This is a genomic window from Brevundimonas sp. (assembly GCF_031412435.1).
Classification (GTDB): Bacteria; Pseudomonadota; Alphaproteobacteria; order Caulobacterales; family Caulobacteraceae; genus Brevundimonas.
Map to the genome: position 1 here is coordinate 1 of NZ_JANODA010000063.1, position 22,048 is coordinate 22,048.

Here is a 22,048-nt window from a genome sequence, read left to right on the forward strand (position 1 = left end):
AGCGATCTGATCCCGGCCGGCGCGATTGCGTCTGTTGTGAAAGCTTGCCTAGCTGGGCGGGCGAACCTCGTGTGTGGGCGGCGCTTGCCGCCCGGAAATCAACAAAAGGCGGAATAGCCGTGACCGACAAGAAGCAGAACCTTCAGGACACCTTCCTCAACAGCGTGCGCAAGTCGAAGACGCCGCTCACCATCTTCCTGGTCAACGGCGTGAAGCTGCAGGGCGAGGTCAGCTGGTTCGACAACTTCTGCGTCCTGCTCCGGCGCGATGGACAGTCGCAGCTGGTCTACAAACACGCCATCTCGACCATCATGCCGTCTGCCCCCGTGCAGCTGTACGAGCCCGAGGCCGACGAGGACTGAGTTCAGTGCCAAGTGTTGAGTGGTGAGTAGCGAGCGTCAGCCGATGCGCTGACGCCCGCTCGTAACTACATGCGGTTCTGAGCGTTTCACGCCACTCGACACTCGCCACTCACCACTCGCCACTTGAGAGCCCCCCCTGAACGCCAAACTCATCGACCATTCCGTGCCGCTCATCCGCGCGGTCGTCATCCATCCCGACCTGGGCGAGCGCGCCTCGCGCCCGGCTGAGGAGCGTCTGGAGGAGGCCGCCGGCCTCGCCCGCGCCCTGGACCTCGACGTCCGCGCCGAAGAGATCGTGCGTCTGCGCAAGACCACGCCCGCGACCCTGTTCGGGGCCGGCAAGGTCGAGGAACTGGCCGCCCTGATCCGCGCCGCCGAGGCCGAGGCCGCCGTCATCGACTTCGACCTGACCCCGGTCCAGCAGCGCAATCTGGAAAAGGAATGGGACTGCAAGGTCATCGACCGCACCGGCCTGATCCTGGAGATTTTCGGCCGCCGCGCGCGAACGAAAGAAGGCAAACTTCAGGTCGAACTGGCCCGGCTCGACTATGAGAAGTCCCGCCTCGTCCGCACGTGGACCCACCTGGAGCGGCAACGCGGCGGCACCGGCTCGACCGGCGGCCCCGGCGAGACCCAGATCGAGCTCGACCGCCGCCTGATCGCCGACCGTATCGTCAAGCTGAAGGGCGAACTGGAGGAGGTCCGCCGCACCCGTGGCCTGCACCGCAAACAGCGCAAGAAGGCCCCGTTCCCAGCCGTCGCCCTGGTCGGCTACACCAATGCCGGCAAGTCGACGATCTTCAACCGGCTGACCGGCTCGGAGGTCCTGGCCAAGGACCTGCTGTTCGCCACCCTCGATACCACCCAGCGCACCATCCGCCTTCCGCAAGGCCGCCCGGCCATCATCGCCGACACTGTGGGCTTCATCTCCGACCTGCCGCACGAACTGGTCGAGAGCTTCCGCGCGACCCTCGAAGAAGTGGGCGAGGCCGACCTGATCCTCCACGTCCGCGACATCGCCTCGGCCGACAGCGCGGCGCAGGCGAAGGACGTCGAAGAGGTCCTGAAACAGATCGAACAGCCCGCCAATCCTGACGGGACGATCAAACCCCGCCGCATCCTCGAGGTCTGGAACAAGACCGACCTCCTCGACCCCGAGGCCCGCGAAGCGGTCGAGGGCCAGGCCGCACGCTCCGGCAATGCCTCGGTCGCCGTCTCCGCCTGGACCGGGGAGGGGATCGAGACCCTGCGCCAGGCCATCACCGACCTGATCGACGACGACCCCGAGACCGAACTGGTGCTCCAGCCCTCCCAGGGCGAGGCCCTCGCCTGGCTCTATGAGCACGGCCGGGTCACCGCGCGGGACACGGACGCCGAAGGGCGGATGCTGCTGACGGTGCGGCTCGACCCGCAGGCCATGGGTCGGTTCGAGCGGCAGTTCGGGTGAGGCCGTTCGACTGCGGCAGGCTCGGGACCGTCTACATTGCACACAGGGCTTTGTGGCCACGACCGACTTCGGGGCGGACATTTACTCTTCCGGAGCGCGACACGAATCTGAGCTGAACGCAAGTTGGTATTTGGGCCCGGCAAGCCCTTACAAAGGCCCCTGTTCCAACTTCTAGCGCAGGGTGCGTCCCAGGAGTTCGATCAGCTCGCCGGCCTTGGCCTTTCGCTCGGCCATGTCGTCGCCGGTCATCGCCTGCATGACGCAGTGATCAAGGTGATCCTTGAGGACTTCGTTTTCCACTCGCGTCAGCGCCGCCCGCGCGGCCTGCAGTTGGGTCAGGACATCGACGCAATAGCGGTCATCCTCGACCATCCGGCCGATGCCGCGCACCTGGCCTTCGATCCGGCTCAGGCGATTGCGGATCTTGGGTTTTGTTTCTGCCTGCATCGGTCGTCTCCGGTTCAGGTGCGTTATACCCCATGACCGTATCTTGCGATATACCCCCATGAGGTATACGTGTTCGGTTCGCCGTCAGGAGGCGCCGCATGTCCCGCCCAGAATCCTCTATCCCCGCCGACGCCTCAAAATCTTGCTGCTGTTCGGGCGCGAAGGCCGTCAGTGGCGCCAAAACGGCCATCGACCCCGTCTGCGGCATGAGCGTCGATCCAGACAAGACTGCACACCACGCGACATACGAGCACGCGGATTACGTCTTCTGTTCGGCGGGCTGTCGCACCAGGTTTGTCGCCTCGCCGCAGGCCTGGCTTGGACCGAAGAGTGAGCCCGTCCCGGCCGACCCGGGCACGATCTACACTTGCCCCATGCACCCGCAGATTCGTCAGGAAGGCCCCGGGGTCTGCCCGATCTGCGGCATGGCGCTGGAGCCGGAGACGGTGACGGCCGAGGCGCCCGTCAATCACGAGCTGATCGACTTCACGCGTCGGTTCTGGGTGGGGCTGGTGCTGACCCTGCCGGTCTTCGCCCTTGAGATGGGGGGACATCTGACAGGCCTGATGATGCGGATCCCGGGCCAGACCTCCAACTGGATCCAGTTCGTGCTGGCGACGCCGGTTGTGCTGTGGGCCGGTGCACCCTTCTTTCAGCGCGGCTGGGCGTCGTTGCGGACTCGCAACCTCAACATGTTCACCCTGATCGCCATGGGGGTCGGCGTCGCTTGGGGCTACAGCGTCGTGGCGGTGCTGGCCCCCGGCCTGTTCCCGCCCGCCTTCCTGCGCATGGACAGGAGCGCCCCGGTCTATTTCGAGGCGGCCGCGGTCATCACCGTACTCGTCCTCGTCGGCCAGATCCTGGAAATGCGCGCCCGGGAACAGACCTCGGGGGCCATTCGTGCGCTGCTGGACCTGACGCCAAAGACGGCGCGCCGCGTGCGGGAAGACGGAGCCGATGAAGACGTGACGCTGGATCTGGTCGTGGTCGGCGACAGGTTGCGGGTCCGTCCGGGCGAACAGGTGCCTGTCGATGGTGTGATCGTGGACGGCCGCGTCTCCATCGACGAGTCGATGGTCACCGGCGAATCGATGCCCGTCACCAAAGAGCCCGGAGCCGCCGTGGTGGGAGGTTCGCTGAACCGGACCGGGTCGTTCGTGATGCGCGCCGAAAAGGTCGGCGCCGACACGCTGTTGTCGCGCATCGTCCAGATGGTCGCCCAGGCTCAACGCAGTCGCGCCCCGATCCAGCGCCTGGCCGACATGGTTTCGGGCTGGTTCGTGCCCATGGTCATCGCCATGGCCATGCTGGCAGCCATTGTATGGGGCCTCGTCGGCCCTGAGCCGCGCCTGGCCTATGCCCTGGTCGCAGCGGTGTCGGTCCTGATCATCGCCTGTCCCTGCGCGCTCGGTCTTGCCACGCCGATCTCAATCATGGTCGGGGTGGGACGGGGAGCCAAGGCAGGCGTCCTGATCCGCAGCGCCGAGGCTCTGGAACGGTTCGAGAAGGTCGATACCCTGGTGGTGGACAAGACCGGGACCCTGACAGAGGGGCGGCCCTCTTTGACTGCGATCCAGCCGGTCGCGGGTTTCGACGAGAACGAACTTCTGCGTCTATCCGCCAGTCTGGAACGCGGCAGCGAGCATCCTCTCGCCGATGCCATCGTGGCAGCAGCGACCCAGCGTAATCTGATCCTGTCCGAAGCGACCGATTTTGACAGCCCGGTCGGGCGCGGTGTGTCTGGCCGGGTAGATGCAAAGGCGGTGGCTCTGGGCAATGCGCCGTTCATGGCCGGGCTCGGAGTAGACGTGTCGGCGTTGGAAGCCGGTGCTGAAGCCCTCAGAGCCGACGGGGCCACGGCGATCTTCGTCAGTGTCGACGCCCACGTCGCGGGCGTTCTGGGTATTTCGGATCCGATCAAGGCGACGACCGCCCAGGCCATCACCGATCTGCAGGCCGCGGGGCTGAGGCTGGTGATGATGACCGGCGACAATCGCACCACCGCCGAGGCCGTCGCGCGTCGGCTGGGCATCGACGACGTCCAGGCCGAGGTTCTCCCGGAGGACAAGGCCTCGATCGTTCAGCGCCTGAGATCCGAAGGCCGCGTCGTGGCGATGGCAGGCGACGGCGTTAACGACGCGCCGGCCCTCGCGGCGGCGGACGTGGGCGTCGCCATGGGCGCCGGCTCCGACGTCGCGATCGAGAGCGCGGGCGTGACCCTGCTGGGCGGCGATCTGCAGGGGATCGTGCGCGCGCGCCATCTGTCGAAGGCAGTGATGAGCAATATCCGCCAGAACCTGGTGTTCGCATTCGGCTACAACGCTTTGGGCATCCCGATTGCCGCAGGGCTTCTCTATCCGGCGTTCGGCTGGCTCCTGTCGCCAGCCATAGCCGCCCTGGCCATGGCGCTGTCGTCCGTGAGCGTCATCGCCAACGCCCTGCGACTGAGGGCCGTTCGGCTATGATGGACCTCAGCGCCTACGCGGTGAGGGTTCTCTAGCGATGACGCGTATTCCACCAAACCCGCTCGAACCGCTGAGGTCCATCCCCTTCGTCCGTATGTCCTATCCAGCATAGCGCAGGGACCCTGCCGCCTGTTTTCAGCCCTCCGCCAGCATTTCGCTTGCTAAACCGCCCGCCGCGACCGCTTCTGACGTAGCCGGATTCCAGACTGTCCGGCATGACCTCCGACACCCAGCTCAGCATCGCCGACCTCGACGGTCTTGGCGGAAACATGTGGGACCATATGCGGCGGGAGTATCTCGCCGGCGTGACGGCGGCCAGCATCTGTCAGAGGTGGGGCCTGTCGCTCAGCTCGTTCCGGATGCACGCCCGGGCCGGGGGCTGGCGGCGGATTGACCAGCTCGCGCGCGAGGCGCCGCCGGAAGCCGGCGAATACCATCCCGACGACAACGTCAGCTTCGCCGACCTGGCCGACGAGGCCTTCATGAACATCCGCCGGGCCCTCGGTACGGGCCGCGCGGCGGAGGCCGCGACCTGGATGCGCGTCTACGACAAGCTCGCCGACCGCGCCCGTTCAGAGGTCATGGCCAAACTGTCCGACATCGCGCCGCCCCGACTGGAGCGCGATCGTGAGCCGCTAAGGCTGGTCGAGGCCGACGATTGGAATGATAATGATTCGAATGCATTGTCGGATAATCCGGAGACCGCCCCGCAGGAATTGGACTCTTTGCACCCTGTTTTTTCGGAGTCCAATCCGTAACCGTCTCCTCCCTGTCGCGCAGCGATGGGGAGGTGGCGCGGCGCTTCTTCAGCGCCGTGACGGAGGGGGCGAGGTGATGCCTGAGGTTGGGGTTGCCGGCCCTCACTCATGCGCCTGTGTCGCCCCCCGCCACCCCCGCGCAAGGGCGCGGCGGTCTCCCTCCCCATTCGCCAGGCGGCCAACGGGGAGGAGAGGTTACCTCCGCTCCGCCACCTTCGCCGCGTCCCACAGGCCGTCCATCTCGGCCAGGTCCGACTGGTCCGGCGTCCGCCCGTCCTTCGCCAGCTCCGCCTCGATGAAGCCGAACCGCCGCACGAATTTGGCGTTGGCCCCGCGCAGGGCGTCCTCCGGCTCCACCCCCAGTTTGCGGGCCAGGTTGGCGACGACGAACAGCAGGTCGCCCATCTCCTCGCGAGCCTTGTCCAGGTCCCCGGCGGCGATCTCGACCTTCAGCTCGGCGACCTCCTCGGCCAGCTTGTCGAACACCTCGTCGGTGGAGGGCCAGTCGAACCCGACCCGCGCCGCCCGCTTGGTCAGCTTCGCCGCCCGGTGCAGGGCGGGCAGGCCGACCGGCACATCGTCCAGCACCCCGTGCTGGGACTTTCCGGCCCGCTCCGCCGCCTTGATGTCCTCCCAGCGCAGCTTCTGGGCCGGGCCCGAAGTCTGCGGATCCTCGTCGGCGAAGACATGGGGATGGCGGCGGACCAGCTTCTCCGACATGGCGTCGGCCACGTCGTCGAAGGCGAACAGCCCCTGTTCCTCGGCCATCCGCGCATGGAAGACGACCTGGAACAACAGGTCGCCGAGCTCGGTCTTCAGCTCCCCCATGTCGCCCCGCTCGATGGCGTCAGCGACCTCATAGGCCTCCTCGATCGTATAGGGGGCGATGGTCGCGAAGGTCTGTTCGACGTCCCACGGGCAGCCGCGGTTCGGGTCCCTCAGACGGACCATGATGGCCTTGAGCCGGTCGACGGGGCTCATGCGGCGGTCCTGTCCCGCGCTTCCAGCTCGCGCCGGATCTGGTCATGCCGCGCCGGCGTCAGCGGGTAGTTCCTCAGCAGCAGGGCCGCGCTGGCCAGCAGCAGGCCGGGCAGGGCGATGAACAGGATCTGGAGGATCAGCAGCGAGCTCTCGCTGTTTCCCTCCGCCGGAGCGATCGCCCGGAAGCCGACCCACTGCAGGATTAGATAGGGGATAAGGGCCACGACATGCCCGATCTTGGTCGTCGCCGACAGGATGGAGAACATCAGCCCGGTCCGGTCCACCCCGGTCTCCAGCCGCACCTCGTCGCCCACGTCCGCCATCATGGCCCGGAGCAGGAACAGGCCCGCCGCATACGGAAGCCCGGCGATGAACATGGCTGCGGCCGTGACGGCGAAGTTGCCGCCCGGAACCAGGGTCGCCCCGATGTAGAAGGCCGCGAAGACCAGGCTGGCCACGGCCAGAGCCCTGTCCTTGCCGATCCGTGTCGCCAGCCAGGCCCAGAACGGCGCCCCGACCAGGCCGGCGACGAAGTACAGCAGCATGAACAGCGACGCCTGGGTGTGGTCGTAGCCCTTGATCTGGCCGAAGAAGAAGAACAGCAGCGAGCCGGTGATGCCCGGCGCGACGCCCAGAACCAGGTCGGCCAGCAGCAGCTTCCGCACCGCCTTGCGCCTGAACAGTTCCAGATAGGCGCCCAGCCCCCCGTGCGGCGCCGCCCCCGCGTTGACCGGTTCCGGCACCACGAACAGGGCCAGTGCGATGGTGACGGGCAGGGCGATCAGAATGGCCCATCCCATGATCCGCACGCCGTCGGCATAGTCCCCGATGCCCGTCTGGATCACCACCGTCGGCAGGATCAGGATCAGGATCACCCCGATGATGTTGAACACCTGCCACCAGCCGTAGACGCGGCTGCGCTGGTCGTACTCCGGCGCCAGCACCGCAGCCCAGCCGAGCTGGCCCAGGGTCCCGATCGAGAAGCCGAGGTAGAGGACCAGCAACCAGGCGAACAGATACACCGGCTCGGCGCCAGGCTGGACCACCACGAACATCATGAAGGCCGCCAGCATCAGGATTGGCGTCGAGGCGACCATCCAGGGCCGGTAGCGGCCGAACCGGGTCTTCGTCCGGTCCATGGCCCAGCCGATGAAGGGGTCGAAGGTGATGTCGATCAGGCGGACGGCCATGAACACCGCCGCCACGACCCCCAGCTCCAGCCCCACATGGGTGGCGTAGAACTCCGGCAGGGTGACCGGCAGGGCGACCCCGAAGGCCGCCAGAGGCAGGCAGACCGAGGAGAAGGCGGCGAGGACCGCATTGTTGCGTCTCGTCGTCGTGGGGGCGATGGCGTCGGACATGGAGGGTTCCAGCGGCGTCGCCTTGAGTCGGCGCACGCCCTGACCATGCCAGTTTTGAGCTCGACGGAAGAGGGGCCTTGCTTGCGCCGCAACCGTGGGGCTTCCTCTCCTGATGCGCGTGGGGATGGCGGGACTGATCGTGGCGGCGGCTCTCGCATGGGGCCTGCCCGACGCCGCCTCGGCCCAGGGGCGATGCGAGACCCAGCGGCAGGTCTGGGCCGATCAGGCGGTCGCCAACGCCATCTCCCTGTATTCGCTGGAATGGACGCCGTTCGGGGCCAACGAAGTGGGCTGGGGCGTCTATCTGCCCCTGCTGCAGAAGGAGCTCGGGACCGACTGCGAGCCGGGCACCTCTGACTTCGCCGCGGCCATGGCGGCCTTCCAGGCGCGGTACGCCCTGCCGGCTACGGGCGGGTTCGATCAGGCGACCTTCGAGGTGCTGAAGGGCGTCCTGCAGGAGCGGCGGCCGTTCGTGATGGCCCGGGTACGCGACGAATGCCCCGATCCGCCGCCGTTGCGTGAGCTTGGCTATCTGGAGGCGCCGGAGGAGCATGCCGACCGGCTGACCCGGCTCTTGAGACGAGACGTCCTGGCCTCCTACCGTCGCATGGTCGCGGCAGCCCGCGCCGAGGTTCCGGAGGTCCGCAACGATCCCGAGCTGCTGCAGATCTTCTCGGGCTTCCGTGATCCGGAGGCGGATGCGGCGCGGTGCGCGGCGGAGCGGAACTGCGACGGGCTGAGACGGGCGGTCTGTTCGCCGCATCGGACCGGGACGGCGGTCGATCTCTACGTCGGACAGCTGCTGGGGATGGGCGTCGATTCGACCAACCCGGCGAGCCGCCAGCACATGACCCAGGGGGCGACCTATCGCTGGCTGGTGAAGAACGCCGGCCGGTTCGGCTTCGTGCCCTATATCTACGAACCCTGGCACTGGGAGTGGATCGGGCCGTCGGCGGGGTATGGCACGCCGTGAGGGCGCTGACCGAAGGCGAGAGGCGGCTGGCCCGGAGCGAGTTCGGGGAGGCGCTGGACTTCGAGCCCGTCCGGCTGGCGCCGACGCCCTGGCCGTTCGATCGGGCCTTCGTGCCGGGGCGCTGGTTCGGGCGGGACTGGATCCTGTGGCCGGGTCGGAGCCTGCCCAAGGACTTCGCCGTGGCGCCCGTCGCCCTGCAGGCCGTGCTGATCCACGAACTGGTTCATGTCGGGCAGGCGCAGCAGGGGGTGAACCTGCTGGCCGGCAAGATCAGGGCAGGGGACGGGCCCTCGGCCTATGGCTACCCTAGGGCGCCGTGCGGCTGGGATGAGCTGAACATCGAACAACAGGCCGTAACGGTGGAGCATCGATTCCGGGCGGCGCGGGGCCAGCGCGTCCCCGAAGAGGCGTCGCTCTACGCAGACCTGTGTCCGGTCGGAAGGACGAGCGCTTGAACGGTTAGCGATGATCGCGAGGAGCCCAAGCGCACTCTTATTCCGCGGCGGGCCTTATTCCGTAGGGCCGCCGCTCGCTCAGGCCGCCTCGGCTAGATCCACCAACGACTGGATCGCCACATAGTCGGTCTTGCCCGTCCCGAGCACCGGCAATTCACGCACCCTGACGATCTTCTTGGGCACGGCCAGCTCCGGCGCGCCGTGGGCGCGTGCCCATTCGGCGATCATGCCGACGTCGGCGTCGCTGCGCTCGGTGACCAGGACCAGTTTCTCGCCCTTGCGGCTGTCGGCGATCGAGATGACCGCATGGCGTTGCTCGGGCCAGACAGACTGGACCAGTCCCTCGACGGCGCTCAGGGAGACCATCTCGCCGCCGATCTTGGCGAACCGCTTCACCCGACCGAGAATGGCGATATAGCCCTCCTCGTCGATGTCGACGATGTCGCCGGTGTCGTGCCATCCGCCGTCCAGCGGATCGATCTTCGTCGGATCCTCGGGCGACATGTAGCCGGCCATGACGTTGGGCCCGCGCAGGAACAGCCGCCTGCCCTCGGCGATGCCCTCGACGGGCTCCAGGCGCGCCTCCATGCCAGGCAATAGTTGGCCGACGGTGCCCGGCCGGTTCCGGCCGGGATGGTTCACCGCGACCACGGGCGCGGCTTCGGTCGCGCCATAGCCTTCCAGCAGCTTCACGCCGCCGAATTTCGTGTTGAACAGATGGTGGGTCTCGTCGCGGACCCGCTCGGCGCCCGCGACCACGAACTGCAGGGTGCGGAAATCGTCCGGTGAGGCGACGCGCGCCCACTGGTTCAGGAAGGTGTCGGTCGCGAACAGGATCGAGGCCTTCACCTCGGCCAGCAGGGCGACGATCTGTTTGCCGTGCAGGGGGGAGGGGTACTGGAAGGTCTTCAGGCCATTCAGGATGGGCAGGATGACCCCGCCGGTCAGGCCGAAACAATGGAAGGTCGGCAGGGGGTTGAACATCACCCAGTCCGGATCGAGCGGGATGTGGGCGTTCACCTGACGCGCATTGGCGACCAGGTTTTTCTGGCTCAGCAGCACCCCCTTGGGCGCGCCGAAACTGCCGGAGGTGAACAGGACCACGCCCGGATCGTCGGGTTGGGTCTTCACGCGGAACTGTTTGGGCGCGATGCCGGCCATCAGGCCGAACAGCTTGTCCTGCAGGCCGATCGTGGCGCGGACGTCGTCGAGCCAGACGACCTCGGCGACCGTCTCCAGCTGGGTGATCAGCTCCTCCAGCTTGGCCTGTTCAACGAACCGCCGGGCGCACAGGATCTTCCGGACCCCGGCCGCCTGGATCGCCGCCTTCAGATTCCGCTCGCCCGAGGTGAAGTTCAGCATGACCGGCACCCGACCGAAGGCGTGCAGGCCGAAGAAGGTGACCACCACGCCCATCGATGACGGCAGCAGGACGCCGACGCGTTCGGCCGGCCGGGTCATGGCGGCGATCTTGCGGCCCAGGACGAAGGCCGCGCGGATCAGGCCGGTGTAGGTGAGGGGTTTCCTGTCCTGGTCCTCAAGGATTTCCTTGTCGCCGTATCGGGCGCGCGCCGCGATCAGGGCGTCGAACAGGGATTCTTCGCCTGCCGATGGGTCGAGGCCGGGCCTAAGCAATACGCGTCTCCTCCGGAGGGCTTTGACGCCGCCCCCTCGCTGTCAGGCGCGCAAACTAGTTAAGGCCCGCCGCGATGAAAAGGTGCGTTACGCAGCGTGAAGCTTTGGGTCCGGTGAGACAGACCGACACAGGCCGTGACTTGCCATCCGGAGACGGAAGGACGACATACCGCCTTCACCCTCCGGAGCCCGGCCCGCCTCGATGGTCACCCTCATCGACACCCTGACGCGCAAACCGTCAGACCTGCGTCACCCGGAAAAGCAGAACCGGCCCGAGACGGCCGTGCTGCGCAAGCCCGACTGGCTGAGGGTCAAGGCGCCGGGATCGGGCCAGTACAACGCCACGAAGGAGATCGTCCGCTCCAAGGGGCTGGTGACTGTCTGCGAGGAGGCGGCCTGTCCGAACATCGGCGAGTGCTGGAGCCAGAAGCACGCCACCCTGATGATCATGGGCGACACCTGCACGCGGGCCTGCGCCTTCTGCAACGTCAAGACGGGCCTGCCCCAGCCGCTGGATCCTGAAGAGCCGGGCAAGGTCGGGCTGGCCGTGGCGCAGCTGGGCCTCAACCATGTGGTGATCACCTCGGTCGACCGGGACGATGTGTCCGACGGGGGCGCGGCGCATTTCGCCGAGGTCGTGCGCCAGATCCGGCTTCAGGCGCCGGACACCACGATCGAGATCCTGACGCCGGACTTCCTGCGCAAGGACGGCGCGGCCGAGGTCATGATCGACGCCCAGCCGGATGTGTTCAACCACAACCTGGAGACCGTGCCGCGGCTGTATCTGAAGATCCGGCCCGGCGCCCGCTACTTCCATTCGCTGCGCCTGCTGCAGATGGTCAAGGAACGCGACCCCAACCAGTTCACCAAGTCGGGGATCATGGTGGGTCTGGGCGAGACCAAGGAGGAGGTCATGCAGGTCATGGACGACATGCGCTCCGCCGGCGTCGACTTCATCACCATCGGCCAGTATCTGCAGCCAACGCGCAAGCATGCCGCCATAGACCGGTTCGTCACGCCCGAAGAGTTCAAGGCCTATGAGGCGATCGCCCGGGCCAAGGGGTTCCTGATGGTGTCGTCGTCGCCGCTGACGCGGTCGTCGCATCACGCCGGAGACGACTTCGCCCGGCTTAAGGCGGCGCGTTTGGCCCAGACCGGACGGTGACTCGTACTCCTGGGCGGCAAGGAGTGAAGGCGGCGGGGACGGCGTTTTCGGCGCTTGGCGTGGCGACTTCCTGTTTCGCATCATATGCTTGGTTCGACTCCGCGCGTTTCAATACCGAGTTCAAGAGCACGAACTTCGGTGGCCCTGCTGAAAACTTCGGGCCGCTCGACGCTATGATGAACTTCGTTCCAGCAGGCGGAGTCGCTCTCATTGGGATTGGAATCTTGGTGACGTGGATCGCTGGGAAACTGCGGGCTGCTTGCTTGCTTTCGCTGACTCAGATCATTGCGCTGGTCGTGATCCGTCCCGGCATGTGGATCAGCTAACCGCAGTGGCTCTCCACCGCGTCACCCGCAATCTGCCGTACACGCCCGCCCAGCTCGCCGATCTGGTGGCGGACGTGGAGGCCTATCCGCGCTTCGTGAAATGGGTCACCGCCATGCGGGTGTGGAACCGGCGCGAGGAAAGCGAAGGCGTGTCCCTGCTGGACGCCGAGGCGGCGGTGGGGTTCTCGTTCCTGAAAGAGCGGTTCTCGACCTGGGTCCGGCATGACCGGAACACGCCGTCGGTCGAGGTCGGCCTGCTGCGCGGGCCGTTCCGGCACCTGAAGAACCGTTGGACTTTCGTTGAAATCCCGGAGGGTACGCGGCTGGAGTTCATGATCGACTTCGCCTTCAAGTCGCCGCTGCTCAACGCGGCGCTGCAGGCCAATTTCGACCGGGCGGTCTCCTCGCTGATCGGCAGCTTTGAGGACGAGGCCGCGCGGCGCTACGGGAAGCCGGGATGACACAGTTCGACTTCGACGCTGTCGTGGTGGGGGCAGGGGCCGTGGGTCTCGCCTGCGGGCGGGCGCTGTCGAAGCGGGGGCTGACGGTGCTGGTTCTGGAGAAGGAGCCGCACATCGGTCAGGGCGTGTCTTCGCGGAACTCCGAGGTCATCCACGGCGGGCTCTACTATCCGACCGGATCGCTGAAGGCGAAGTTCTGCGTCGAGGGGCGGCGGGCGCTCTACAAATATCTGGAGAGCCGCAAGATCGACTACCGCAAGTGCGGAAAACTGGTCGTGGCCACCCACGAGGACGAGGTGGCCCATATCGAGGCGATCTTCGAGCAGGCGACGACGAACGGCGTCGAGGGCCTGGAGCATCTGACAGGCGAACAGGCGCGGGCACTCGAGCCGGGGCTGAACGCCCATGCGGCTGTCCTGTCGCCCGAGAGCGGCGTGTTCGCCAGTCATGACTACATGCTGTCGCTGGAAGGCGAGATCGAGGACGGCGGCGGGTCGGTCGTGGTCTCGACGCCCTTTGAGCGGGCGGAGGTCCTGCCGGACGGCGGGTTCCGCATCACGGCCGGCGGGCCAGATTCGGGGGACGGCGGGGCGACCCTGACATGCCGCCTTCTGGTCACCGCTCCCGGTCTGTCGTCGCAGGACGTCGCGGGGCGGATCGAGGGCTTTCCGGCCGATCACATCCCGGCAGGCCATTTCGGCAAGGGCGTCTATTTCCGCCTGACGGGCAAGGCGCCCTTCGAGCGGCTGATCTATCCGCCCCCGATCGCGGGGGCGCTGGGCACCCACTACCGCAAGGATCTGGGCGGCCAGGCAGTGTTCGGGCCGGACCTCGAATTCGTCGAGACGGAGGACTATTCGGTCGATCCGTCCAAGGCCGACGGGTTCGCGACCTATATCCGCCGATTCTGGCCCGGGCTGCCGGACGGCGCCCTGACGCCCGACTATGCGGGGATCCGCCCCAAACTGCACGGCGCAGGCGAACCTCAGCCGGACTTTCAGCTGCGCGGCGCCGACGACCACGGCATCGACGGACTGGTGGCGTTGTTCGGCATCGAGAGCCCCGGCCTGACCAGCTCCCTTGCGATCGGAAAGGCGGTTGCGGCAATGCTGGAGCATGACTGAGCTCCTGATCCGCGACGCCGAGGCGTCGGACATCCCGGCCCTGCACGGCCTGATCGAAAGCGCCTACCGCGGCGAGACCTCCCGCGCCGGCTGGACCACAGAGGCCGACCTGCTGGGCGGGCAGCGAACGGATCCGCAGGAACTGGGCGTCATCATCGCCGATCCGAATCAGTTCCTGCTGACGGCCTGGGACCGATCCGGGCTGGTCGCTTGCGTGCGGGTTCTGAAGCTGTCGGACGAGGCGGGGTATTTCGGGATGCTGTCGGTGCGCCCGACGCTACAGGCCTCGGGCCTGGGCCGGCGCATGGTCGCGGCGGCCGAAGCGGCCATGGCCGGGCGATTCGGCGCCCGCCGGTCCCGCATCCAGGTCTTTCCCCAGCGACAGAGCCTGATCGCCTGGTACGAGCGGCTGGGCTACGCCCCGACCGGCGAGACCGCGCCCTTTCCCTACGACGATCTGCGCGTGGGACAGCCGCTGCGGGACGACCTGAGCTTCATCATCCTTGAGAAGCGACTGGGATGACGACGATCCGTACGGCGCGTCTTCTGCTCCGCCCTGCGCGATCCGACGATCTGGACGCCATCCACGCCGTCCTGTCGCACCCGGAGGCCACGCGCTGGTGGTCGACCCCGCCGCACGAAGACATCGAGCAGTCGCGTACCTGGCTCGAGGGGATGATCGCCAACACCGCGGCGGGCGCGGCGGATTTCGTCGTGGAGTATCAGGGCCGCGTCGTCGGCAAGGCCGGCTGCTGGAAGGCGCCCGAGGTGGGCTACATCCTCCACCCCGACGTCTGGGGGCGGGGGTTGGGGAACGAAGCGCTGGCGGCAGTGATCGACCATGTGTTCGCCACGAAGAACCTCGACGCCCTCACCGCGGACGTCGACCCGAACAATGCCGCGTCGATTCGTCTGCTGGAGCGTCTGGGCTTCGTCAGGACCGGTGAGGCCAAGGCCACATGGCATATCGGCGGCCAGTGGATGGACAGCCTCTACTACGGCCTCGAACGGTCTCGCTGGCAGATGCGTCGGGAGGGTTGAACTTCCGTCCGGCTTGAGGCATAAGCCCGCGCTCGCTGGCGGCTCTTTCGAAGGGCCGCCGCTTCTGTTTTTTGCGTCAGGCCCTCCGGGGAACCGGCGCCGTATACGAGATCGAGACGGACATGGCCGTTCCTAAGCGCAAAGTATCGCCCTCGCGTCGCAACATGCGCCGCGCCCACGACGCCCTGGGTACGAACCCGTACACCGAGGACAAGGACACGGGCGAACTGCGTCGCTCGCACCACATCGACCTGAAGACCGGCACCTATCGCGGCCGTCAGGTCCTGACGCCCAAGGAAGACTAGTTTTCGAAGCGAGGCCGGGCTCCGGTCTCACGAAGGAACTGTGAAGTTTGCGGCGCGCGGTTCACCCGCGCGCCGTTTTCGTGCGTTTATGGCGCCTCAACCGTCGAGGAGCGTCCCCATGATCCGCACCCTTACCGCCACCGCAGTCGTCGCCCTGCTACTCGCCGCCTGCGGCCAGCCCGAGGCCACGCCGCCCGCATCCGCCCCTGAAACTCCTGCAACGCCCGCGCCGACAACGCCCGCGCCGGACCCCAACGCCCTGACGGCCGGCGGCTATGGTCCGCTGCGGATCGGCATGACCCGCGCCGAGATGGTCACGGCTCTCGGCGACGACAGCGATCCGAACTCCGTCGGCGGCGCCGAGCCCGAGATCTGCGACCAGTGGCGTCCGGCCCGTGCGCCCGAGGGCGTGCTGGTGATGATTCAGGACGGTGTCCTGACCCGGATCTCGGCAGCCTCGCCCTCGACCCTGAAGACCGATCGCGGCTTCGGCGTCGGCGATACGGCCGCCGCCATCAAGGCCGCCTATGGCCCCCTGGCCGTCGCCACTCCGCATAAATATTCCGAGCCGCCGGCCGAGGACATCTTCGTCTGGGCCAGCGGCGGTCCGGCCACCGCGGGCGCCTGGGTGGATGACGCCGCAGCACGCGGTGTTCGTTACGAGATCAACGGCGAGGGCAAGGTCTCGATCGTCCACGTCGGCGGCCCGGCCATCCAGCTGGTCGAAGGCTGCTCCTGATCCGTCGTCAGCCGACGGTTGGCGATTCGCAGGCGTCGCGCTAAAGCCCGACGCCTGCACTCCCTCGCACCTCGAAGGCCTCCCCATGACCGACATCGCCGACATCGTCGCCCGCCAGATTCTCGACAGCCGGGGCAACCCCACGGTCGAGGTGGATGTGGTTCTGGATGACGGCTCCTTCGGCCGCGCCGCCGTGCCGTCGGGCGCTTCCACCGGCGCCCACGAGGCGGTTGAACTGCGCGACGGCGACAAGGACCGCTGGGGCGGCAAGGGCGTCCAGAACGCCGTCGACGCCGTCAACGGCGAGATCTTTGACGCCCTGTCCGGCATGGACGCCGAGGACCAGCGCCGTATCGACGAGGCCCTGATCACTCTCGACGGCACCGAGAACAAGGGCCGCCTGGGCGCCAACGCCATCCTCGGCGTGTCCCTGGCCGTCGCAAAGGCCAGCGCCATCTCCGTCGGTTTGCCGCTGTTCCGCTATGTCGGCGGCATTTCGGCCCGCGTCCTGCCGACCCCGATGATGAACATCATCAACGGCGGCGCCCACGCTGACAATCCGATCGACATCCAGGAGTTCATGATCCTGCCGACCGGCGCAGAGAGCTTCTCCGAAGGCCTGCGCATGGGCTCGGAGATCTTCCACGCCCTCAAGAAGCAGCTGAAGGACGCCGGCCACAACACCAACGTCGGCGACGAGGGCGGCTTCGCCCCGAACCTGGCCTCGGCTGAGGAAGCCCTGAGCTTCATCACCAAGGCGGGTCAGGCGGCCGGCTATCTGGCGGGCGAGGACTTCCACCTGGCCCTAGACGTCGCCGCGACCGAGTTCTTCAAGGACGGCGCCTACAACATGGCCGGCGAGGGCAAGATTCTGGGTGGCGAGGGCATGGTCGCCTATCTGGCCGACCTGTGCGAACGCTTCCCCATCGTCTCGATCGAGGACGGCTGCGCCGAGGACGACTTCGAGGGCTGGAAACTGCTGACGGATGCGCTCGGCGAGCGCGTCCAGATCGTCGGCGACGACCTGTTCGTCACCAACCCGGCCCGTCTGGCCGCCGGCATCGGCGAGGGTCTGGCCAACTCCATCCTGATCAAGGTCAACCAGATCGGCACCCTGTCCGAGACCCTGGACGCCGTCGATATGGCCCACCGCGCCGGCTACACTTCGGTGATGAGCCACCGTTCGGGCGAGACCGAGGACTCGACCATCGCCGACCTGGCCGTCGCCACCAACTGCGGACAGATCAAGACCGGCTCCCTGGCCCGTTCGGACCGGACGGCCAAATATAACCAGCTGCTGCGCATCGAGGAGCTTCTGGGCGACCAGGCGTCGTACTACGGCGACGGCATGCTGCTGAAATAGCCGCGGACGGGGGCGGGCGTCGTCTGCGTCCGTCCCCCTCGGCAGAACTAAGTAATTCTACGGCAGAGCTAGGGTTTGTTAGGCATTTTCGGTCACAGAGAAACAACTGTGTTCACGCTCAGAAGGAGCGTTCGTGATGCCCGAACGGATGAAGCCCTACTCGCTGTCTGCTTTCCTGTTCCTGCTCGTCGTGTACCTGGGAGTTCAGGCGCTGACGGGGGAACGGGGACTGCTCAGCGGCGCCGCGCGTGACGCACGGCTGGCCCAGCGCGAGGCCCAACTTACCAGCCTCACGGAGCAGCGCGCGGACCTCGAGGTCCGCGTCCGCTATCTGCGCACCGGCAGCCTGTCGCGTGATCTGCTCGAAGAGCGGGCCCGCGCCGTCCTCGGTTTCAGCGATCCGCGCGACTATGTGATCCGCACCGTCGCCACTGCGCCGACACCGGCGAGCGCCACCGTCTCCTGAACTCTTGTTACAGCCCCGGTGGCGTGCTTTGCCTTTCAGGAACGAAGGCTGCTACAGCCGCTTTCCGTAACGACAAGAGGCCCGAACGGCGCGTTTCGCCATGGGCTCACCCGGGAGATGCCGGATGGCGAGAGCCGCCCAGAAGACCACGGATTCCAAGGGGTCCGCCAAGATTCCAAACGCGCCCCCCCTCTCGAATAGTTTGGGGGCGTCCAAGGAGGACCTGCTCCGGTACTATCGAGAGATGGTCCTGATCCGCCGCTTCGAGGAGCGCGCCGGCCAGCTGTACGGCATGGGTCTGATCGGCGGGTTCTGCCACCTCTATATCGGCCAGGAGGCCGTGGCGGTGGGCGTTCAGGAGAGCGTCAGACAGGGCCACGACAAGATCATCACCGGCTATCGCGACCACGGCCATATGCTGGCCGCCGGCATGGACCCGAAAGAGGTAATGGCCGAGCTGACCGGTCGCTCGGGCGGATCGTCCAAGGGCAAGGGCGGGTCGATGCACATGTTCGACGTGCCGACCGGCTTCTACGGCGGTCACGGCATCGTCGGGGCCCAGGTGGCGCTGGGCACCGGCCTGGCCTTCGCCGGCAAGTATCGCGGCGATGACTCGGTCGCCTTCGTCTATTTCGGCGACGGCGCCTCGAACCAGGGTCAGGTCTACGAGAGCTTCAACATGGCCCAGCTGTGGAAGCTGCCGGCCATCTACATTATCGAGAACAACCAGTACGCCATGGGCACCAGCATCGAGCGCTCGTCCTCGACGACCGAGCTCTACATGCGCGGGGCCAGCTTCGGCATTCCCGGCGAGCAGGTCGATGGCATGGACGTGCTGGCGGTCAAGGATGCGGTCGAGCGCGCCGTGAAGCGCGCCCGCGAAGGCGGCGGCCCCTTCATCCTGGAAGTGAAAACCTATCGCTATCGCGGTCACTCGATGTCGGATCCGGCCAAATACCGGTCCAAGGACGAGGTCGACGAGGTCAAGAAGACCCGCGACCCGATCGACCACGTCAAGATGCTGCTCGAACAGGCCAAGGCCACCGAGGACGAGCTCAAGGCCATCGACGCCGAGATCAAACAGATTGTCGCCGAGGCGGTCCAGTTCGCCCAGGAAAGCCCTGAGCCCGATCCGTCAGAACTCTATACCGACGTCTATGTGGAGACCCCCGTCTTGGAGAACGCTCAGTGACCGACATCCTGATGCCGGCGCTGTCGCCCACGATGGAAGAGGGCAATCTGACCAAGTGGCACGTCAAGGCCGGCGACACGGTCAAGGCGGGCGATGTGATCGCTGAGATCGAGACCGACAAGGCGACCATGGAGGTCGAGGCCGTCGACGAGGGCGAGATCGCCGAGATTCTGGTCGCCGAAGGCTCCGAGGGTGTGAAGGTCAATACGCCGATCGCGCGCATGGCCGGCGAGGACGGCGCATCCGCCGCTCCGGCCACCGAAGCGGCCTCGGTCGCCGCACCCGTCGCAAAGCCCGACGCCGCCGAGGCCAAGTCGGGCGAGCCGGAGAAGGCGCCGCCCCAGACCGGCACCCCGACCCCGAAGGCTCCCCTGCGAGACCCCGAGATCCCGGCGGACGCCAAGCTCATCAAGACGACCGTCCGCGACGCCCTGCGCGACGCCATGGCCGAGGAAATGCGCCGTGACGAAAACGTCTTCCTGATCGGCGAGGAGGTCGCCCAGTACCAGGGGGCCTACAAGGTCAGCCGCGAGCTGCTGCAGGAGTTCGGCGACCGACGCGTGGTCGACACCCCGATCACCGAGCACGGCTTCGCCGGCCTGGGCGTCGGCGCGGCGATGGCGGGCCTGAAGCCGATCGTCGAGTTCATGACCTTCAACTTCGCCATGCAGGCGATCGACCACATCATCAACTCGGCGGCCAAGACCCTGTATATGTCGGGCGGCCAGATCCGGGCGCCCATCGTCTTCCGCGGCCCGAACGGCGCCGCCAGCCGCGTCGGCGCCCAGCACAGCCAGGACTATTCCGCCTGGTACGCCCAGGTGCCCGGCCTGAAGGTCGTCGCGCCCTACGACGCCGCCGACGCCAAGGGGCTGCTGAAAGCCGCGATCCGCGACCCGAACCCCGTCGTCTTCCTCGAACACGAGATGATGTACGGCATCGAGTTCGACGTGCCCGAGGTCGACGACTGGATTGTCCCGATCGGCAAGGCCAAGGTCCGCCGCGAAGGCACGGACGTGACCATCACGGCCCACGCCCGCATGGTCGGCTTCGCCCTTCAGGCCGCCGAACAACTGGAAGCCGAAGGCATCTCCTGCGAGGTCGTCGACCTGCGGACCCTGCGTCCGCTCGATCACGAGACCATCGTCGCCAGCGTCAGGAAGACCAGCCGTCTGGTCTCGGCCGAGGAAGGCTGGGGTCCGATGGGCGTCGGCGCCGAGGTCGTAGCCCGGGTCATCGAACACGCCTTCGACTACCTTGATGCACCGCCGATGCGCGTGCACCAGGAAGACGTGCCGCTGCCCTACGCCGCCAATCTGGAAGTCCTGTCGCTGCCCGGCGTCGACAAGATCGTCGCGGCCGTGAAAGCGGTGATGGCGTGAGCGACGCGCCGTCCGAGTTCCAGCTGACGGTGCCGGACAGCGTGGCGGCCGACCCGGGCGCCATCGAACTGATCCGCATCTGGTGGTCGAAGGACGAACCTGTGATGTCGGTGATGCCCGCGTTCGACGATCCGGCCAGGTTCGGCGAACTGCTGGCCATCGCCGCGCGGCACATGGCGTATGGATATGCTGTGCGTCACGGTCACGATGAGAAGACCGCCTATCATCGAATTCTCCACGGGCTCAGCGACGTGATCAAGGCCGACAATGTCGCCACCGTCGCCGAACCCGCCACCTTGAAGGGGGGCAACGCCTGATGACCGACATCCTGATGCCCGCCCTGTCGCCCACCATGGAAGAGGGCGTTCTGGCCAAATGGCACGTCAAGGTCGGCGATGCCGTCAAGGCCGGCGACGTGATCGCCGAGATCGAGACCGACAAGGCGACCATGGAGGTCGAGGCCGTCGATGAAGGCACGATCACGGATATCCTCGTGGCCGAAGGCGCCGAGGGCGTGAAGGTTAACACCCCGATCGCGCGTCTGGCGGAGGAGGGCGGCGCGGCCGCTCCCGCGCCCAAGGCGGAGCCGGCAAAGGCCGAGGCTCCGAAGGCTGCGGCAGCAGCCACACCTGCCGAGGCTCCCAAGGCCGCTGCGCCGGCGCCCGCCGCTGCCCCTGTCGCGAAATCCGGCGCACGCGTCTTCGCCTCGCCCCTGGCCCGTCGTCTGGCGAAGGACGCCGGTCTGGACCTGTCCACCGTCAAGGGCTCCGGCCCGCACGGCCGCATCGTGAAGTCCGATGTGGAGGCCGCCGGCAAGGGCGGCGCCCGCCCGGCCGCCGCGCCCGCAGCCGCCTCGGGCATCGAGGTCCGCAAGGTCCAGTCGCTGGCCGACATGGGCATTCCGGACGGCAGCTACGACCTGGTCCCCTTGGACGGGATGAAGAAGGCGATCGCCCGCCGCATGGTCGGCGCGGTCCAGAACGTGCCGCACTTCCCGCTGTTCATCGACGTCGAGATCGACGCCCTGCTGGCCGCACGCGCCAAAATCAATGCCGTGCTCGAAAAGTCGGGCGTGAAGGTCTCGGTCAATGACTTCGTCATCAAGGCCGCCGCCTTGGCCCTGAAGGCTGTGCCGGAAGCCAACGCCAGCTATTCGCCGGAGGGCATCGCCCTGCACCACAACGCCGATGTGGCCATGGCGGTGGCGATCGACGGCGGCCTGATCACGCCGATCATCTTCAAGGCCGAGACCAAGTCCCTGTCGCAGATCGCTGTAGAGTCAAAGGATCTGGCCAAGCGGGCGCGTGAGAAGAAGTTGAAGCCCGAAGAATTCCAGGGCGGCACCTTCAGCGTCTCGAACCTCGGCATGTTCGGCATCAAATCCTTCTCCTCGATCATCAACGAGCCCCAGGGCGCGATCATGAGTGTGGGCGCGGGCGAGCAGCGCCCGGTCGTGAAGGACGGGCAGTTGACGATCGCCACGGTCATGACGGTCACCGTCACCTGCGATCACCGTGTAGTCGACGGCGCGACCGGCGCCCGCTTCCTGCAGGCCTTCAAGCCGCTGATCGAAGATCCCGTGACGATGCTGGCCTGAGGC

At 67.0% G+C, this 22,048-nt stretch carries 24 protein-coding genes; 20 read left to right on the forward strand and 4 right to left on the reverse strand.

Features of this window, described 5'->3' with window-relative positions; genetic code table 11:
* The first annotated feature begins 119 nt into the window (after window positions 1-119).
* Together hfq and hflX are read left to right on the forward strand one after the other, a co-directional pair.
* Window positions 120-362, forward strand: a complete 243-nt coding sequence (hfq, locus tag RMO01_RS12100) for an RNA chaperone Hfq (RefSeq protein ID WP_309629313.1) — start codon at window positions 120-122, stop codon at window positions 360-362.
* A gap of 136 nt (window positions 363-498) precedes the next feature.
* On the forward strand, window positions 499-1,809 hold the full coding sequence (gene hflX, locus RMO01_RS12105; protein ID WP_309629399.1) for a GTPase HflX: 1,311 nt from the start codon (window positions 499-501) through the stop codon (window positions 1,807-1,809).
* Between the two features lie 171 nt (window positions 1,810-1,980).
* Here the strand turns inward: hflX and RMO01_RS12110 are convergent, their stop codons facing one another.
* Window positions 1,981-2,256, reverse strand: a complete 276-nt coding sequence (locus RMO01_RS12110; protein ID WP_309629314.1) for a metal-sensitive transcriptional regulator — start codon at window positions 2,254-2,256, stop codon at window positions 1,981-1,983.
* A 98-nt stretch (window positions 2,257-2,354) separates the two neighbouring features.
* On the opposite strand from RMO01_RS12110, the gene RMO01_RS12115 reads away from it, so the two are divergent.
* Both RMO01_RS12115 and RMO01_RS12120 read left to right on the forward strand, forming a co-directional pair.
* Window positions 2,355-4,721, forward strand: a complete 2,367-nt coding sequence (locus RMO01_RS12115) for a heavy metal translocating P-type ATPase (RefSeq protein WP_309629315.1) — start codon at window positions 2,355-2,357, stop codon at window positions 4,719-4,721.
* A 215-nt stretch (window positions 4,722-4,936) separates the two neighbouring features.
* The gene (locus RMO01_RS12120) at window positions 4,937-5,479 is read left to right on the forward strand and encodes a hypothetical protein (RefSeq protein WP_309629316.1); all 543 of its coding nucleotides are present in this window, start codon (window positions 4,937-4,939) and stop codon (window positions 5,477-5,479) included.
* A gap of 195 nt (window positions 5,480-5,674) precedes the next feature.
* Here the strand turns inward: RMO01_RS12120 and mazG are convergent, their stop codons facing one another.
* Both mazG and RMO01_RS12130 read right to left on the reverse strand, forming a co-directional pair.
* Window positions 5,675-6,460 carry a nucleoside triphosphate pyrophosphohydrolase gene (mazG, locus tag RMO01_RS12125; protein WP_309629317.1) on the reverse strand — a complete coding sequence of 262 codons (786 nt, stop codon included), beginning with the start codon at window positions 6,458-6,460 and terminating at the stop codon, window positions 5,675-5,677.
* Window positions 6,457-7,821: an MFS transporter gene (locus RMO01_RS12130; protein ID WP_309629318.1), complete on the reverse strand. Its 1,365-nt coding sequence runs from the start codon at window positions 7,819-7,821 to the stop codon at window positions 6,457-6,459. The genes mazG and RMO01_RS12130 overlap by 4 nt, the downstream gene beginning before the upstream one ends.
* A gap of 94 nt (window positions 7,822-7,915) precedes the next feature.
* On the opposite strand from RMO01_RS12130, the gene RMO01_RS12135 reads away from it, so the two are divergent.
* A complete protein-coding gene (locus tag RMO01_RS12135; protein WP_309629319.1) occupies window positions 7,916-8,794 on the forward strand; it encodes a D-alanyl-D-alanine carboxypeptidase family protein in 879 nt (292 codons plus the stop codon).
* Window positions 8,791-9,249: a hypothetical protein gene (locus RMO01_RS12140; protein ID WP_309629320.1), complete on the forward strand. Its 459-nt coding sequence runs from the start codon at window positions 8,791-8,793 to the stop codon at window positions 9,247-9,249. Before RMO01_RS12135 ends, RMO01_RS12140 begins: the two co-directional genes overlap by 4 nt.
* A 78-nt stretch (window positions 9,250-9,327) precedes the next feature.
* On the opposite strand, the gene RMO01_RS12145 is transcribed toward RMO01_RS12140, so the two are convergent.
* On the reverse strand, window positions 9,328-10,884 hold the full coding sequence (locus tag RMO01_RS12145; RefSeq protein ID WP_309629321.1) for an AMP-binding protein: 1,557 nt from the start codon (window positions 10,882-10,884) through the stop codon (window positions 9,328-9,330).
* A 202-nt stretch (window positions 10,885-11,086) separates the two neighbouring features.
* Between RMO01_RS12145 and lipA the strand changes: the two genes are divergently transcribed.
* The 14 genes from lipA (at window position 11,087) to RMO01_RS12215 (ending at window position 22,045) form a co-directional block, all read left to right on the forward strand.
* Window positions 11,087-12,049 carry a lipoyl synthase gene (gene lipA / locus RMO01_RS12150; protein ID WP_309629322.1) on the forward strand — a complete coding sequence of 321 codons (963 nt, stop codon included), beginning with the start codon at window positions 11,087-11,089 and terminating at the stop codon, window positions 12,047-12,049.
* Window positions 12,046-12,375: a hypothetical protein gene (locus RMO01_RS12155; protein ID WP_309629323.1), complete on the forward strand. Its 330-nt coding sequence runs from the start codon at window positions 12,046-12,048 to the stop codon at window positions 12,373-12,375. Before lipA ends, RMO01_RS12155 begins: the two co-directional genes overlap by 4 nt.
* A 5-nt stretch (window positions 12,376-12,380) precedes the next feature.
* Window positions 12,381-12,836: a type II toxin-antitoxin system RatA family toxin gene (locus RMO01_RS12160; RefSeq protein ID WP_309629324.1), complete on the forward strand. Its 456-nt coding sequence runs from the start codon at window positions 12,381-12,383 to the stop codon at window positions 12,834-12,836.
* On the forward strand, window positions 12,833-13,960 hold the full coding sequence (locus tag RMO01_RS12165) for an NAD(P)/FAD-dependent oxidoreductase (protein WP_309629325.1): 1,128 nt from the start codon (window positions 12,833-12,835) through the stop codon (window positions 13,958-13,960). The genes RMO01_RS12160 and RMO01_RS12165 overlap by 4 nt, the downstream gene beginning before the upstream one ends.
* Entirely contained in the window at window positions 13,953-14,483 is a 531-nt protein-coding gene (locus RMO01_RS12170; RefSeq protein WP_309629326.1) for a GNAT family N-acetyltransferase, read from the forward strand. The genes RMO01_RS12165 and RMO01_RS12170 overlap by 8 nt, the downstream gene beginning before the upstream one ends.
* A complete protein-coding gene (locus tag RMO01_RS12175; protein ID WP_309629327.1) occupies window positions 14,480-15,001 on the forward strand; it encodes a GNAT family protein in 522 nt (173 codons plus the stop codon). Before RMO01_RS12170 ends, RMO01_RS12175 begins: the two co-directional genes overlap by 4 nt.
* A 122-nt stretch (window positions 15,002-15,123) precedes the next feature.
* Complete coding sequence (gene rpmF / locus RMO01_RS12180) at window positions 15,124-15,306, forward strand: 50S ribosomal protein L32 (protein ID WP_029416334.1); 183 nt, start codon at window positions 15,124-15,126, stop codon at window positions 15,304-15,306.
* 118 nt (window positions 15,307-15,424) lie between these two features.
* Window positions 15,425-16,045, forward strand: a complete 621-nt coding sequence (locus tag RMO01_RS12185; protein ID WP_309629328.1) for a hypothetical protein — start codon at window positions 15,425-15,427, stop codon at window positions 16,043-16,045.
* Between the two features lie 85 nt (window positions 16,046-16,130).
* Complete coding sequence (eno, locus tag RMO01_RS12190) at window positions 16,131-17,408, forward strand: phosphopyruvate hydratase (RefSeq protein WP_309629329.1); 1,278 nt, start codon at window positions 16,131-16,133, stop codon at window positions 17,406-17,408.
* Between the two features lie 136 nt (window positions 17,409-17,544).
* A complete protein-coding gene (locus tag RMO01_RS12195) occupies window positions 17,545-17,874 on the forward strand; it encodes a septum formation initiator family protein (protein ID WP_309629330.1) in 330 nt (109 codons plus the stop codon).
* A 124-nt stretch (window positions 17,875-17,998) separates the two neighbouring features.
* Window positions 17,999-19,066 (forward strand): pyruvate dehydrogenase (acetyl-transferring) E1 component subunit alpha, encoded by a 1,068-nt coding sequence (pdhA, locus tag RMO01_RS12200; protein ID WP_309629331.1) that lies wholly within the window; start codon window positions 17,999-18,001, stop codon window positions 19,064-19,066.
* Complete coding sequence (locus RMO01_RS12205; RefSeq protein WP_309629332.1) at window positions 19,063-20,448, forward strand: pyruvate dehydrogenase complex E1 component subunit beta; 1,386 nt, start codon at window positions 19,063-19,065, stop codon at window positions 20,446-20,448. The genes pdhA and RMO01_RS12205 overlap by 4 nt, the downstream gene beginning before the upstream one ends.
* On the forward strand, window positions 20,445-20,765 hold the full coding sequence (locus tag RMO01_RS12210; RefSeq protein WP_309629333.1) for a DUF5076 domain-containing protein: 321 nt from the start codon (window positions 20,445-20,447) through the stop codon (window positions 20,763-20,765). The genes RMO01_RS12205 and RMO01_RS12210 overlap by 4 nt, the downstream gene beginning before the upstream one ends.
* Window positions 20,762-22,045: a pyruvate dehydrogenase complex dihydrolipoamide acetyltransferase gene (locus RMO01_RS12215; protein ID WP_309629400.1), complete on the forward strand. Its 1,284-nt coding sequence runs from the start codon at window positions 20,762-20,764 to the stop codon at window positions 22,043-22,045. The genes RMO01_RS12210 and RMO01_RS12215 overlap by 4 nt, the downstream gene beginning before the upstream one ends.
* Window positions 22,046-22,048 lie beyond the last annotated feature (3 nt).